The 13,484-nt window shown below is 59.3% G+C and carries 15 protein-coding genes and 1 pseudogene; 10 read left to right on the top strand and 6 right to left on the bottom strand.

The window, feature by feature from the left end; translation table 11 throughout:
• Window positions 1-25 precede the first annotated feature (25 nt).
• The gene (fnr, locus tag I5961_RS16545; RefSeq protein WP_085687692.1) at window positions 26-769 is read right to left on the bottom strand and encodes a fumarate/nitrate reduction transcriptional regulator Fnr; all 744 of its coding nucleotides are present in this window, start codon (window positions 767-769) and stop codon (window positions 26-28) included.
• A gap of 309 nt (window positions 770-1,078) precedes the next feature.
• Between fnr and I5961_RS16540 the strand changes: the two genes are divergently transcribed.
• From I5961_RS16540 to I5961_RS16520, 5 genes are all read left to right on the top strand, one after another.
• Entirely contained in the window at window positions 1,079-1,999 is a 921-nt protein-coding gene (locus I5961_RS16540; RefSeq protein ID WP_227235613.1) for a universal stress protein, read from the top strand.
• Window positions 2,000-2,097: 98 nt separating this feature from the next.
• The gene (locus tag I5961_RS16535; RefSeq protein ID WP_227235612.1) at window positions 2,098-3,486 is read left to right on the top strand and encodes an MBL fold metallo-hydrolase RNA specificity domain-containing protein; all 1,389 of its coding nucleotides are present in this window, start codon (window positions 2,098-2,100) and stop codon (window positions 3,484-3,486) included.
• 236 nt (window positions 3,487-3,722) lie between these two features.
• The gene (locus I5961_RS16530) at window positions 3,723-3,935 is read left to right on the top strand and encodes a hypothetical protein (protein WP_085687696.1); all 213 of its coding nucleotides are present in this window, start codon (window positions 3,723-3,725) and stop codon (window positions 3,933-3,935) included.
• Window positions 3,932-5,182, top strand: coding sequence for an MgtC/SapB family protein (locus tag I5961_RS16525; RefSeq protein ID WP_227232865.1), 1,251 nt, complete (start codon window positions 3,932-3,934; stop codon window positions 5,180-5,182). Before I5961_RS16530 ends, I5961_RS16525 begins: the two co-directional genes overlap by 4 nt.
• A gap of 88 nt (window positions 5,183-5,270) precedes the next feature.
• A complete protein-coding gene (locus I5961_RS16520; protein WP_085703644.1) occupies window positions 5,271-6,188 on the top strand; it encodes a universal stress protein in 918 nt (305 codons plus the stop codon).
• Between the two features lie 49 nt (window positions 6,189-6,237).
• On the opposite strand, the gene I5961_RS16515 is transcribed toward I5961_RS16520, so the two are convergent.
• On the bottom strand, window positions 6,238-6,801 hold the full coding sequence (locus tag I5961_RS16515; protein WP_085698225.1) for a GNAT family N-acetyltransferase: 564 nt from the start codon (window positions 6,799-6,801) through the stop codon (window positions 6,238-6,240).
• Window positions 6,802-7,004: 203 nt separating this feature from the next.
• On the opposite strand from I5961_RS16515, the gene I5961_RS16510 reads away from it, so the two are divergent.
• The 4 genes and pseudogenes from I5961_RS16510 to I5961_RS16495 all read left to right on the top strand — a co-directional run bounded on the left by I5961_RS16510 (window position 7,005) and on the right by I5961_RS16495 (window position 9,722).
• The gene (locus I5961_RS16510) at window positions 7,005-7,952 is read left to right on the top strand and encodes a universal stress protein (protein ID WP_227232864.1); all 948 of its coding nucleotides are present in this window, start codon (window positions 7,005-7,007) and stop codon (window positions 7,950-7,952) included.
• Window positions 7,949-8,833 (top strand): universal stress protein, encoded by an 885-nt coding sequence (locus tag I5961_RS16505; protein WP_227232863.1) that lies wholly within the window; start codon window positions 7,949-7,951, stop codon window positions 8,831-8,833. The genes I5961_RS16510 and I5961_RS16505 overlap by 4 nt, the downstream gene beginning before the upstream one ends.
• Before the next feature lie 23 nt (window positions 8,834-8,856).
• Window positions 8,857-9,396 (top strand): annotated as a pseudogene (locus I5961_RS16500) (zinc-binding dehydrogenase); the annotation flags it as partial.
• Complete coding sequence (locus I5961_RS16495) at window positions 9,393-9,722, top strand: antibiotic biosynthesis monooxygenase family protein (RefSeq protein ID WP_227232862.1); 330 nt, start codon at window positions 9,393-9,395, stop codon at window positions 9,720-9,722. The pseudogene I5961_RS16500 and the gene I5961_RS16495, both read left to right, overlap by 4 nt.
• A 69-nt stretch (window positions 9,723-9,791) precedes the next feature.
• Here I5961_RS16495 and I5961_RS16490 read toward each other — a convergent pair whose 3' ends face one another.
• The 4 genes from I5961_RS16490 to I5961_RS16475 form a co-directional block, all read right to left on the bottom strand.
• Window positions 9,792-10,148 (bottom strand): hypothetical protein, encoded by a 357-nt coding sequence (locus tag I5961_RS16490; protein WP_227232861.1) that lies wholly within the window; start codon window positions 10,146-10,148, stop codon window positions 9,792-9,794.
• Window positions 10,149-10,315: 167 nt separating this feature from the next.
• Window positions 10,316-10,696 (bottom strand): DUF6632 domain-containing protein, encoded by a 381-nt coding sequence (locus I5961_RS16485; protein WP_227232860.1) that lies wholly within the window; start codon window positions 10,694-10,696, stop codon window positions 10,316-10,318.
• A gap of 229 nt (window positions 10,697-10,925) precedes the next feature.
• Window positions 10,926-12,032, bottom strand: coding sequence for a DNA alkylation repair protein (locus I5961_RS16480; RefSeq protein WP_227232859.1), 1,107 nt, complete (start codon window positions 12,030-12,032; stop codon window positions 10,926-10,928).
• 2 nt (window positions 12,033-12,034) lie between these two features.
• Entirely contained in the window at window positions 12,035-12,640 is a 606-nt protein-coding gene (locus I5961_RS16475) for a glutathione S-transferase (RefSeq protein ID WP_227232858.1), read from the bottom strand.
• A 410-nt stretch (window positions 12,641-13,050) separates the two neighbouring features.
• Here I5961_RS16475 and I5961_RS16470 point away from each other — a divergent pair, with 410 nt between their 5' ends.
• The gene (locus I5961_RS16470; RefSeq protein WP_039767046.1) at window positions 13,051-13,455 is read left to right on the top strand and encodes a TraR/DksA family transcriptional regulator; all 405 of its coding nucleotides are present in this window, start codon (window positions 13,051-13,053) and stop codon (window positions 13,453-13,455) included.
• The last annotated feature ends 29 nt before the right edge of the window (window positions 13,456-13,484 follow it).

The following is a 13,484-nucleotide window of genomic DNA, read 5'->3' as shown; positions in this document are numbered from 1 at the left end:
CGGTGCGGCCAGCCCGTCGGCCAACTCACGGCAGGTGACGATGGCAGCCGGCGACCAACTGCTTGAGCCCGTCCATGTTCTGAATGGTGACGTCGCGGCCGGTGATTTCCACCAGCTCCAGGTCGCGCAGGTGGGCGATGCCGCGACAGACGGTTTCCAGGCGCAGGCCCAGGTAGGAGCCGATCTCCTCCCGACGCATCTTCAACACAAAGCAGCGGGACGAATAACCCCGGGAGTTCAAGCGTTGCGACAGGTTCAACAGGAACGCCGCGAGGCGTTCATCCGAATTCATGTTGCCCAGCATCATCAGCATGTCGTGATCGCGAACGATTTCCCGGCTGAGGATTTTGTTCAGGTTGTGCTGCAGTGACGGCAGCTCCCGGCTCAGTTTTTCCAGATGACCGAAATGGATGGGGCAGACTTCGCTGTCTTCCAGCGCGACCGCATCGCAGGTGTGCAGGTCCGAACTGATGGCGTCCAGACCGAGCATTTCACCGGCAATCTGGAATCCGGTGACTTGCTCGCGACCGTCGATCGACAGCACGCTGGTCTTGAACGACCCCAGCCGCACGGCATAGAGCGAGCGTAAAGGGTCACCGGCACGGTAGAGCGCAGCGCCTTTCTTGACCTTCAGTCGCTGGGTGATCAGCGTGTCCAGGCGCTCGATTTCCCCACCGCTCAAACCGAGCGGCAGACACAACTCCAGCACGCTGCAACTGGAGCACGCCGTTTTGAGTTGTTGATTGCGACAAGAGCGAGTTTCTGCCACCGAAAAGCCCTCACTTTCAGCCTGTTCAGCATAGTTCTCGGGTCGCCATTGGCACGGAAAAAACGTCGTCAAACGACGAATGGATCCGGGCTGTCAGACATTCACGTGCATCAGAAACCAGCCATGAATCAGTGTGGCGACGTCTCTCATTCAGTTGATAAAAATCAGTGATTCAGACGTGTGCCGCCAGATACTTGAACGGCAGCGTTTCCTGATTGTGGTCACACGCAGAGAAACTCACGCCCCTGTCGCTCTTTAGGAAATCAGGTTTGCAATCTTCAAGGTAAACGTTTCAGGGAGAGGCACGTGGTGCTCAAACTCAAACGCATTCTATTGATCGCCCCTGGTGAAATGACCCTGACCCCGGCGTTTGAGCGCGCCTGTGCGCTGGCTTGTGCAGGCGGAGCGCTGTTGCACATCGTCGCGTTCGATTATGTCCCGGTGCTGGCAGCGGCCGGACTGTTTGCGCCCGAGGCAATGGCCCGGGCGCGGGAAGGGTATCTGCAAGTGCATCGGCACTGGCTGGAGCAGCAGGCCCGCTTCAAACGATGCATCGGCCTGAACGTGACCACTGAAGTGGTCTGGGCCAGATCGAACCTGGCGCACGTGCTTGAGTACGTGAACGACTTTCATCCGGACCTGGTCGTCAAGGATACCCATTGCGTCCCGGCTCTCGACCGGGCTTTCCATCGCTCGCTGGACTGGCGCTTGCTGCGCGAATGTCCGGCACATCTGCACCTGGTGACTCGCGCCGGGCATGCCAGGCCAATGAAGATCCTTGTCGCGGTCGATCTGTCGCATCTGGAAGCACTGACGCGGGGGTTGAACGACCGGCTACTTGACCTTGCTTGCAGGCTGGCGGCCGATTGCGGCGCGGCGCTGCACCTGCTCAATGTCGGTTGCTGGGCAGTCATGGATGAGGGAACCGCAAGTGTGCCGACAGGCAGCCTGGACGACAGTCTGAAAGACGCAATCGAGGACGCCCAGCAAGAAGCTTTCGAAGCACTCGCCGAACGCTATGGCATCCCGAGTTCATGCAGACACTTGCTGACCGGCGTCCCGCGAAAGGTGATCGGGCTGTTTGCCCGCCAGCACGCTTTTGACATGGTGGTTCTGGGCATGCTCTATCCCGACGGCAAACACCGGCTCATCGGCAGTACCGTCGAGAGCCTGTTGAACCAGGCTCCCTGCAGTCTGATGATCGTCAAGTCGCCGCAGCCTTCCGATTGAAAGTGAGCGTTGTCAGGTCAGCAGTTGATAAAAATCAACGGCTCCCGAGCCAAAAGGAGCGCTCAATGGTGCTCCTCCGAGCGTTCAAGGAAACGGCCATGCGAATCACATTTCTGGGTGCTGCCGGCACGGTGACGGGCAGCAAGTATTTGCTCGAACATCATGAGCAACATGTGCTGGTCGATTGCGGCCTGTTCCAGGGCTACAAGCAACTGCGACTGCACAACCGCGACCCGTTCCCGCTCCCTCCCGGCGGTCTTGACGCGATTGTGCTGACCCATGCCCATCTCGATCACAGCGGCTATCTGCCGGTATTGGTACGCAATGGTTATCGCGGCCCGGTCTACGCCACGCCAGCGACCTGTGAACTGGTAAAAATCCTGCTGCTGGACAGCGGTCGATTGCAGGAAGAGGAGGCTGAGTTCGCCAATCGGCATGGTTTCTCCAAGCACAATCCGGCGCTGCCGCTTTACACCGAACAAGACGCGGCACGAGCGTTGAAACTGTTGCGGCCGGTGGAGTTGCACCACAAGCTTCAAATTGTCCCCGGCATGACCATCGAACTGCGCTGCGCCGGGCATATTCTGGGCGCAGCGACGGTCACGGTAGTTGCCGACGGACAATCCCTGGTGTTTTCAGGGGATCTTGGCCGACCGGATGATCCCTTGATGCTCGCCCCGGAAACGGTCGAGCAAGCAGACTTTCTGCTGGTGGAGTCAACGTACGGCGACCGAAAGCATCCAGCCGAATCACCCCATCAACAGTTGGCCGAGGTCATTAACCGCACTGCGTTGCGCCGAGGCATCACGCTGGTGCCATCGTTCGCAGTCGGACGTGCCCAATTGCTGATGTATCACCTGTATCAATTGAAACGCACAAAAGCGATTCCGGATCTTCCTGTCTACCTGAACAGCCCCATGGCCACTGACGTCACGGGCCTGTATCAGCGATTTCGCAGCGAGCACAAATTGTCTGCGCAGGACTGCGACGGGATGTGCCATGTCGCGCAGTTTGTCCAGACGGTCCAGGACTCCAGAGAGCTTGATCAAATGCGCACGCCGGCGGTGATCATTGCTGCCAGCGGCATGGCGACGGGAGGGCGGGTTGTCCATCATCTCAAGGCGCTGGCTCCCAACGCGCTCAACACATTGTTGATGCCGGGCTTTCAGGCCGGTGGCACCCGTGGGGCGCAGATTGTCGCAGGCGCTCCCAGCGTACGCATCCATGGCAGGGACGTACCCATCAACGCCGAGGTGGTGCCCATGCAAACCCTGTCGGCGCATGCCGACGCCGATGAAATCATGCAGTGGTTGCGTGGATTCAAGCGGCCGCCGAAACACACCTTCGTGGTGCACGGTGAACCAAACGCTTCCGACACGCTGCGCCGCCGCATCAGCCTGGAACTGGGATGGCCGGTGTCGGTGCCGGAGTATCGCGACAGCGTGGATCTGGCTCGATTTGACTTCGATATGGATCGGCAGCGCTGACGCAGGGATTACCCCAACCGTTTGCGGCGTGGATTGTTGATCATTATCAAAGGTCGGTCGCGTAGCCCGGCGCAGTCTGGTTCAGCGTCCACCCCGGCAGATGACCGCGATGCTCGCCTGATGCCGAGGCGCTCAAGGGCATCGGCGACGGCCACTCATGGCGAGCTCACGACACTGCTTCGAGGGATGTAACGGTGACTGCATGTCGGATTGTCTTCGGCGATTGGAGGTGATCGATGAACATTGAAATCAGTGGACCAAGCGGCGACCAATGGATCGTGCGAATGGATGCGTTCGTGGTCAGGTTTGACAGCAAGGTCGCTGCGCAATCTTTTGTCGATCAGCTCAAGGCAAGGATCGATGCGCCTCATGTGTGGCCAACAATTGTCGATACAGCGCCGGTTGCACGACCAAAGGTCGCGCGCGCCCGTGATCCCGTCGCGCTATGACCAACGCACTGGGTCTGGCCGGAGCCGCCGCGGCGCTGGGGATCGGCATGCTGGTCGGTCTGGAGCGCGAGCGGCACAAAGGGCGCGGCGACAGCCGTGCCTGTGCCGGGTTGCGTACATTTGCGATCACGGCGTTGCTGGGTTACGTCGCGATGCAAGTGGGCGGCGCGCTGCTGGTGGGCATTGTGGGCGGCTGTCTGGCGGTGCTGATCAGCGTGGCTTATTGGCGCAGCCTGAGCAGTGATCCAGGGGTAACCAGCGAGGTAGCCTTGCTCACGGTGCTGGTACTGGGCGCGCTGTGTGGTACAGCGCCGGAATTGGCAATCGCCGTTGGCGTGGTCATGGCGGGGCTATTGGCTTACCGGCAGAAACTCCATCACTTCGCCCGCAGCCAGTTGAGCGAAGCGGAGATGCGCGACGGGCTGGTGCTGCTGATCGCAGCGCTGGTGGTGTTGCCGCTGACGCCTGACCGGTTCATCGGCCCCTACTCGGCGCTAAACCTGCGCACCCTTTGCACATTGACCGTGTTGCTGATGGCCGTCGGCGCCATCGGGCATATCGCCGTGCGCACGTTGGGGGTGCGCTACGGCTATGCGGTCAGCGCCATCGCCTCCGGTTTCGCCTCCAGCACCATGACGATCGCGGCGATGGGGCACATCGCCCGCAAAGACCCGGAGCACCTGAAGGTATTGAGTTCGGCGGCCCTGCTGTCGAACCTGGCCACGGCGGCGCAGGTCGCGCTGATCCTCGGCGCGGTCGACACCGCGCTGTTGCCGCACCTGTGGGGACCGTTGCTGGCCGGAATCATCGTTACGCTGCTGTTCAGTATGTGTTTGCTGTTCCCCAAACCTGCGGTCGCTGCGAACCAGCCGATCAAGGTCGGCGGGGCGTTCAATCTCAAACTCGCGCTGGCGGTCACGTTGACCATGGGCGGGGTGACGTTCTTGTCTTCGTTGATGCTCGACTACTTTGGCGAGGCGGGCGTGATGCTGACCGCCGTACTCAGCGGATTCGCCGATGCGCATTCTTCCACGGCTTCGATTGCCACCCTCGCCAAGGGTGGTCTGTTGGCTTACAGCGCCATTGCGCCACCCATGCTGCTGGCGGTCAGCAGCAACGCATTGAGCAAATGCCTGGTGGCCTGGATCAGTGGCGGACGACGTTTTGCCGCGTATGTCATACCCGGCCAGATTCTGCTGACCGCTGCCATGTGGGCCGGTCTGCTGGTGAATCAAGCGACGATTTGACCGGACACTGACAAAAATCAAAGTGGTTGTCGGTAAAAGGGCCAGCGTGAGTTTAATTCCCTGCCATCGCTCAATGTCGAGGTGCACCATGTCACAGGAACCCCGCCTGCTGCTGATCGCTCCATCCGCCATGGACCACACGCCGGCATTCGATCGTGCCTTGGCATTGGCCCAGGCGCTGCAAAGACCGCTGCATATCGTGGCGTTCGATTATTTACAGGCGCTGGCCGTAGCCGGACTGTTTGCCCCCGACCAGGTCGCAGTGGTCCGTGACGCCTACCTGGAGAAGCATCGCCATTGGCTCGAAGAACAGGCGACCCGGATGCGTGGACACGGGGTCGTCGTCACGAGCGAAGTGGTGTGGGTTCAGGACCCGTACGCGGAGATTGTGCAATTCATCAATGAAATGCCGCTGGTGATGATCATCAAGGATGCCCATGAAGAGTCGGCCCTGAAACGGGTGTTCTTCACCCCGCTGGACTGGCAACTGCTGCGCGACTGCCCGATTCCGGCACACTTGGTGACCAATGCCTTGAACCCACGCCCCCGTCATGTTCTGGCGATCATCGACGTGCTGCGCAGCGAAGATCAGGATCTGCTGTTCAACGACCAGATCATCGACGCGGCATCGAAGCTGGCCGAGGTGTGCAATGCCCGGCTGCAGTTATTGCACGTTTACGATTGGACCGCCGCGTATGCGCAAGACTACGGTTTCGGCGCGTTACCGCTGGCCACCGGCATCTACGAGGCATTGGGGACGGCACAGCATGAGGCGTTTGCCGCGATGGCCGAGCGTCACGGCGTGTCGACGGACTGTCGCCATTTCATCGAAGGTGTGCCGGTGCCGGCCATTTGCCGATTCGTCGAAGAGCAGAATGTCGACGTCATCGTCGCGGGTACGGTGCAGCACAGAGGCATGAGCAAACGGCTGGGCACCACCGCCGAACAGCTCCTGCACCGGGCACCGTGCAGTGTGTTGGCGATCAAGCCGGGCAGGGGGCTTTAGCGCCGAAGCGCCGGCGATCGCCCGTTTGGACGTTCGCCGGCCGCAGAGGCTACAAATTCAGGCTGTGAATGACCTGGCGAGGATCTTCAGGATCGCTGTTCCGTTCAAACCCCAACGTCCGGGCCAGGTCCCGCATTTGGGCGTTGCTGGCGGCATCGACCGAGTACATTCGGTGCATTCCATTCTTGCGCGCCGCCGTGATCAAGTGCTCCATCAATAATGTCCCCAACCCCAGATGCGTCCATTCATCGGCAACGGTAACGGCGCATTCGCACTCGTGTTCACCCGTGGCGGCATAGCGGCTTACGCCGATTTCGATCAATTGACCGTTGTCGTGCACCAGCGCTACATAAGCCAGGCGCAGGCGATTATCGGTGTCCATCAATTGGTCCAGCATCGTGCCCGACGGTTCATTGATCTGCGCCAGAAAGCGCATATGTCGCGACTCGGGAGACAAGCGTTTGATGAACGCATATTCGCGTTCCCGATCCTTTTCCGAAAGAGGCCGGATCAGTACATGACGACCGTCCTTGAGTGCTTCGATCCAGTGTTGGCCGGCGATCGAGGCATAGGCAACGGCGGCTCGTTCGTTGTGGTCTTTGACGGTGAGCATGAGGAGAACCTCCCTGCGGTTTTGGAGACGGGCACGGGACACAGCGCCCCGCAGTCGCTTTCTTTCTACGCCGCTCGAAGGGCAGGAATCTGATCTGGGTCAGAGACCGGCGATGTTGAATCGTCCGGAGTTGATGTAAATCAACTGCGCGCCGGCAGTCAGGATCAGTCTCAAAGCCTGTGGTTGTCTTGCGGAGGTGTGTGATGGGGCAATATCAACGTTTGCTGCTGGTCGCCGACCGAACCCTGCATCAGACGCCCGCCATGCTGCGCGCAGTGGCGCTGGCCAAGGCGAGCGGGGCGGCGCTGGATGTTCGGGTATTCACTGAGCCGGCCCCGGTTGTCAGGCTGTGGGAGGACAAAATCGACGAGGCCGGCTATCAGCGATACCTGCGTCACCATCGTCGCTGGGTTGCCGATCAGCTTGAACAACTTTCAGGACAGGGATTGGAGGTGACAGTGGAGGTGGTGTTCACCACGCACCCGCAACTGGACATTTTGCGGGCTGTCGCAGACCTCAATCCTGATGTGTTGATCAAGGACGTGGCGATGGAACCCCTGCTTAAACGGGTTTTCATCACGCCGCTGGATTGCCATTTGCTGCGCGAGTGCCCCGTGCCCGTGCATCTGGTCAACGAGGTCCGTTACAGCCTGCCGCATCGCATCGTCGCGGCCGTGGATCCGTTCGATCCAGAGACCCAGATCAGCGGTCTGAATGACACCATCATTCAGACCGCCAACGCGCTGGCCGCGCAATGTGACGCGCCCATGCACCTGCTCTACGCTTATGACCTGTCACCGGCATTCAATGGCGATGCGCCGTTGGTCGGTGCCGGCTGGGGAATGGATTTTGTCGAGGAGCTGCGGCAGTCCCTGCATCAGGCGTTCATCAATCTGGCCGAACGCTACGAGATTCCACCCGAGCGACGCCATTTTGTGATGGGGCTGCCGGTGCCGGTCATCAGCGAGTTTGTCGAGCAATACGTGGCGGATGTGGTCGTGATGGGCACCGTACACCGGACCGGTATCGATCGATTGATCGGCAGCACTACCGAACGGGCATTGTATTCGGTACCCGGTAGCATTCTGGCAGTGGGGCCGGGCGTCAGAGCCGGCGTAGACAGTCACTCAGCTGACGCGAGGTTGCCATGAGCCAGTATCAGCGATTGCTGCTGATCATCAATCCGCTCCTGCGCGAGTCCGGTGCGATCAATCATGCAGCAGCGCTGGCCAAGGCCAGCGGCGCGCGTTTGCACCTATTGGCGCTGATTCCTTCGCTCGACGGTTTGTCGCTGCTGGAAACAGGCAACCGGCAACAGGCGCGCGAGGCATTTCTTCAGGATCATCGGCAAACGCTGGAGGCCCGGGCGGTCAATCTGCGCGGCAGGCGGATCGAGGTGACCATCGAAGTGGAATGGGCCGCTGATGTGGAGCATCGCATCCTTGATCACGTCAAAGCGTATGAGCCCGATCTGCTGATCAAGGAAATCGAACAGGTGTCGGCCCTCAGACGCGCGTTTTACACGCCGCTGGACTGGCAATTACTGCGCGATTGTCCGGTACCTGTCTATCTGGTGGGCGGAAGCGGCTATGTATTGCCTCGCAAAGTGCTGGCGGCGGTCGAGGTGTCGGATATCGAATCCGCCGACAACTCGTTGAACGAGCAGATCATCCGGCAGGCCAATGCCCTGGCCATTCAGTGCGACGCCGAGTTGCACTTGCTCTATGCCTGCGATATTTCCGCCGGGTACCTGGCGGACATGGGCGGATTACCGCTGGCCGAGCTGACCCGGTCACTGCGCGAAGACCTGCAAAAATCGTTTCTTCGACTGGCCGGGCATTTCGGTGTGGCCTCCAGTCAGCGCCACTTCATTGAAGGCCGGCCAGTCACCGTGCTGAGCGAGTTCGCCGACGAGCAGCATGTCGATGTCATCGTGATGGGCAGGGTTCGCAAGCGGGGTCTGAGCAAGTGGTTGGGCAGTACCACCGAGCACATTCTTTATCAGGTGCCTTGCTGCGTTCTGGTGGTTTGACGAGGTTTGCCAAGCTGTCGGCAGGGGGAGGCGTCGGACACGTCGCCATCCAGCTCGCCAAAGCGATGGGCGCCAAAGTGTTCACCACCGCGCGCGAAGCAAACGCCGAGTTCGTCCGCCGCATGGGCGCCGATGTGATCATCGACTACGAAAAAGAAGACTACGTCGACGCCATCCTGCGGGAAACCGATGGCCTCGGAGTGGACGTGGTGTTCGACACCATCGGCGGCGACTCCCTGTCGCGCAGTCCTGACGCCCTCGCACAACTAGGCCGCGCGGTCTCGATCGTCGACATCGCCAAACCACAAAACCTGGTCCAGGCCTGGGGCAAGAACGCGAGTTATCACTTCGTTTTCACCCGCCAGAACCGCGGCAAGCTCGATGAATTGAGTGCCCTGGTGGAGCGCGGTCAACTTCGGCCCCATGTTGGCGCGGTGTATTCGCTTGCGGAGATTGCGCTGGCCCATGCACGGTTGGAAAGTCCCAATAACGGTCTTCAAGGGAAGATTGCGATTGCGGTCGAGCCGGCGCTTCGGTCGAGTTCTGTGGGGAATGCGTCATGATTTATGAGATTGCCTTGCTGCCTGTTCATGCAGAACGTCGTGAAGCGTTCAGACGTGCATTTACCGAGGTTGAACCTTTACTCCGCCGCGCGAACGGATACGGCGGGCACATGTTGGCGCAGGGGATTGAAACGCCGGAGCGGTTCAATTTGATTGTGCGGTGGGAATCGCTTGAGGCTCATACAGAGTTTGAGGCAGGGGAGGATCACAGGATTTTTATGCTGGGGCTGGAGGGGTATTTTTCGGAGGAGCCACAGGTTTATCACATTGAGGGGGCGGCTTTTAATGCCCGTGAAGGTGATGGGGATCTTTGGCCCGGAAACTGAATCACGAGTCCTTCAGTAAAAAGGAGCAGATTCATTACCTGAATCTGCTCCCTTTTTTGTTCGATGAATTCAGCCGTTGGCCTCTGCTCTCTTTTCCGCCGTCACGATGCAAGCCTTGTAGAAATTGTTCTGGAAATCGCTGATCGATTTCTGCTGCTGGCTCTCGGTTGAGAACTGAGGAACCGCGTACGCCTCGCGGATCAACGTCCTGAACAACTCACCCACATACTTGCTCTGCTTGCCTGCCGCTTCGGCCAGTTCCGACAGCGAAGCCATGGGCACGCCTTGCTGCCTGCTCTTCATGACCTGTTTGGCTGAATTTTCTATCCGTTGGCACTCTTCGAGCTCTTCCTGCGGCACAGGGGAAGCAAGAGCGGAAAAACTGATGGCGAAGGTTATTGCTGCTGCAAGGCATTGTTTGTGCACGAAGTGTCGTCCCTGGTTTTGAGGCTGAACATTATCATTCGGCACTCAGTGGCACCAAGGCCGGTGAGAGTAGAGCGGAAATGGAAAGGTCTCCTGTTGTTTCTTAATGGTGTCTGTTGTTTCGAAGCATCTCCAGACCGGCTCCAGGCTCCATGACCTATCTCGAACTAAGAGACAGGTTGCGAGCGGGGCGTCAAGATTGCCAAGGCAATTGCCACGATGAAGAGCGCCGGCACATCACCTGCCAAGTGTCCCATTTGCCCCGGCTGGGTGGCCGCCTGGACGGCCATGATTGCTCCGTGCACGACGCTGGACCACACGGTGAACCAGATCAGGCTCAGATTGGCTAACGGATCACGTGCGGCCAGGATCAAGAACACGCCCAGTGTGGCGTAGATGCCAACGATCATCAGCGGGTAGTCTGAGTGGCCGATGTGCCAGGCCCAACCAGACGGCCAGAACACCATGAGTGGATAGAGGGCAAGGCACGCGAAGCCAGCCAGAACCAGAACAACGCGCAAAAACCTGAGGCGATCGACTACGGTCATGGAGAAATTCTCTTTGGGCCCGCTCTAAATCAACCACGTGTGGCGTGATGACGCCTTCACGAGCCTGGTGGATAAGGTTTTCCTTTTCTGTCGTCTACCGCTGACGTGTCCTATCGCCTTGCCTTGCGGATTGAAAACGCGCACATCGTCGAGTTTTTCCAGGTCGGCCTCTGGGTCACCGTTGCCGCCCCAGCCACACCACAGATTGGGTAACCGGCCGGTATTGACGTTATGAAGTGATTACTTCAACGGCAGAAGTTGCCAGCCTCTCCCCGTTAACCATCACATGCACTGCATGCTCCCCCGCATAGTGTTTCCTCGTAGTGAAATCCTTGATCACCTGCCGCCGCGCCACAACCTCACTTCCAAACCCCGCCAAATCCAACGTTTTCAACTTGAAAACCTTGGCCGACGTCCCGCCATTGGCCTTCACATAGTCAATCGCATAATCAATCACCAACCGCTGTTCAACGGGCACCAACGATCGAACGGTAAACGATAAAGTAATCGTCTCCCCAAGCCGCACAACCGCCGGTTCCACCTTCACGTCCAATAACTCGACCTCAGCCTTTGCCCCAGCACCGATAACCGCGAGCGCCCGCAATTCCCCCTGTTTGATCAAACTCCGCAACGCATGTTTGGCAATCCAGGCCGTGTGCCTGTTCTCCAGCGACCATCCTTCAACTGTGTCCAGCACCCAATCAGGATGCTCTTTGGCCACGTCATTCAAATGATTCGCCACGGACTTGCGCACGTACAAACTTTCATCGGCCTTCAACCGGTCAAGAATCCCGGCGGCCAGGGATGGATCGGCTTGCACCGGTTCCAGCCGAAACGACCAAGGCAGGCGCGGACGACTGCCTTCGCTGGCCAGTCTTCGGACATGGTGGTTTTCATCTCGCGCCCAGTCGTGCATCAGTTCCAGCGAACGTTCCAGGTCGCTGCGCAGGAAGTGGCGGATGGCGAATTCGGAGGAGCCGAAGGTGGTGAAGTACTTCAGGGCTTCCATCGAGGTATCGAACGCGTGCGCGCCGTAGCTCGCGACATAGTGCGGCAGGCACATGCTGACGAAGCCGCTGTTCAGTCGCGGGGCAAGTTCGCGCAGGACGGCGAGGGAGTCTGCGTAATCCAGCGGCAGCACGTGGTGCAGGCTTTCGCTGACGCGGGCCATGCGCTGCATGACGGAGAGGTCGGCGAGGCCGTCGTTGGCATGCTTGAGAAATGCCTTGGCCTTGAACGCCGGGTACACGGCGCTCATTTCTGTGGCGATGTGTTGCAGACGTTCGGCGTTGAAGATTTCTTTCAGGGCCGGGGCGGCGGTTTCGGTGGTGCTCATGGTCAGGTCATCGGGGTGCTGATGAACGCCTGGGTGCTTTCGGCGTACGCGGTGTATTGGGCGATGCGCGGGAAGCGCTCCGCGTCGATCTGGTCGGGGACGACGAGGCCGGTGAAGCTCCAGGCGACGGCGAGGGTAATGCCGTTCTGTTGGAGGGGGCCGTCGGTGGGCAACGGGTGTTTTTCGAGTTCGTGTTCAATGGCGGCGAAGGCGGCGGCAAGTTGGCCTTCGACGCGTTCGACCCACGGCTGGTATTGAATCTCGGCCGGGCGCAGGTTGCGTTCGTAGTAGAGCTGCACGGCTTTTTCGCAGGCGGCGAGACCGAGGCCGATCAGGCGCAGGGCTTTGACCCGTTGCGTCAGGTCTGCAGGTAGCAGGGTTTTGCCGGACAGGGCTTCGAGATAGTCGAGGATCAAGGTTGAGTCGATCAGTACTTCGCCGTCATCAAGTACCAGGGTCGGCGCCTTGACCACCGGGTTGATCTGCTGGAAGCGCTCGAAGTGACGGAACACCGAGACCGGGTCGTGTTCCAGTTCGATCCCCAGGCATTTGGCGGAGATCGCCACGCGGCGCACGTAAGGGGAGTCCAGCATGCCGATCAGTTTCATGACGCGTTCCTTCAAGTCGAACCGGAGAGGGCATAACGTAGCTGAGGTTGGGGGGATTTGTCAGTCTTTGAGAAGGGGCTGGTTTCGCAGTCAATGATCGTAACGAATTGCGACAAAGCGCCGCTCGTCCGACGTTTGTCTTCTATATACAGCCGCTCGACTGAATTTCTTGCTATAAACGCACTCCGATGAGCGCTGTGAAGCTTGTGTCAGAGCAGTTTCCGAGCCTTGTCGGACAAATTCCCGGTATTTACAGTTGCTGAGGCCTCAAACGGGCCTTAGACTGCCGCCCCTTCGTAAATTGAGTGCCGGGTGGCGTTTGCAATAAACGATGCCTTTCCGATGACCGCAGGCGGTTCGCCGGAACGCTCCCTAATTCGCCTTAATGCACGTTTTTTATAGAGATATCAATGACAAAGGACAAGTTGCTGGCCATGCCGGCAGATGACTACATGAATGCCGAGCAACACGCTTTCTTTCAAGAGCTGTTGCAGAACATGAAAGTCGAAACCCATGAGCGCATTGAGCAGAACCGTATTGCCATCGAAAGCCTGGACACCCCGGCTGACCCGGCGGACGCCGCATCGGTGGAAGAAGAGCGCACCTGGCTGGTGAACGCGATTGATCGCGACCAGCGCATGCTGCCGCAACTCGAGCAGGCCCTTGAGCGTATCAAGGAAGACAGTTTTGGCTGGTGCGACGACAGCGGCGAGCCGATCGGCCTGAAACGCCTGCTGATCAGCCCGACCACCAAGTACTGCATCGAAGCTCAAGAGCGTCACGAGCAGATCGACAAGCACCAGCGTCAGGCCTGATTCCTGAGGCGGCCCCTTCGCTGTGGGTC

It is taken from the genome of Pseudomonas sp. IAC-BECa141 (assembly GCF_020544405.1).
GTDB lineage: Bacteria > Pseudomonadota > Gammaproteobacteria > Pseudomonadales > Pseudomonadaceae > Aquipseudomonas.
Note: the sequence above shows the minus strand (reverse complement) of the source record. Positions and strands in the feature narration are given on the sequence as shown.

Coding starts and splice junctions, on each gene's coding strand:
- I5961_RS16515 (WP_085698225.1), bottom strand. CDS start 6,801: ATGCTCACCGTCAAAGACCACAACGAACGAGCCGCCGTTGCCTATGCC.
- I5961_RS16480 (WP_227232859.1), bottom strand. CDS start 12,032: ATGAGCACCACCGAAACCGCCGCCCCGGCCCTGAAAGAAATCTTCAAC.
- I5961_RS16470 (WP_039767046.1), top strand. CDS start 13,051: ATGACAAAGGACAAGTTGCTGGCCATGCCGGCAGATGACTACATGAAT.
- I5961_RS16510 (WP_227232864.1), top strand. CDS start 7,005: ATGGGGCAATATCAACGTTTGCTGCTGGTCGCCGACCGAACCCTGCAT.
- I5961_RS16485 (WP_227232860.1), bottom strand. CDS start 10,696: ATGACCGTAGTCGATCGCCTCAGGTTTTTGCGCGTTGTTCTGGTTCTG.
- I5961_RS16535 (WP_227235612.1), top strand. CDS start 2,098: ATGCGAATCACATTTCTGGGTGCTGCCGGCACGGTGACGGGCAGCAAG.
- I5961_RS16505 (WP_227232863.1), top strand. CDS start 7,949: ATGAGCCAGTATCAGCGATTGCTGCTGATCATCAATCCGCTCCTGCGC.
- I5961_RS16530 (WP_085687696.1), top strand. CDS start 3,723: ATGAACATTGAAATCAGTGGACCAAGCGGCGACCAATGGATCGTGCGA.
- I5961_RS16525 (WP_227232865.1), top strand. CDS start 3,932: ATGACCAACGCACTGGGTCTGGCCGGAGCCGCCGCGGCGCTGGGGATC.
- I5961_RS16475 (WP_227232858.1), bottom strand. CDS start 12,640: ATGAAACTGATCGGCATGCTGGACTCCCCTTACGTGCGCCGCGTGGCG.
- I5961_RS16495 (WP_227232862.1), top strand. CDS start 9,393: ATGATTTATGAGATTGCCTTGCTGCCTGTTCATGCAGAACGTCGTGAA.
- I5961_RS16520 (WP_085703644.1), top strand. CDS start 5,271: ATGTCACAGGAACCCCGCCTGCTGCTGATCGCTCCATCCGCCATGGAC.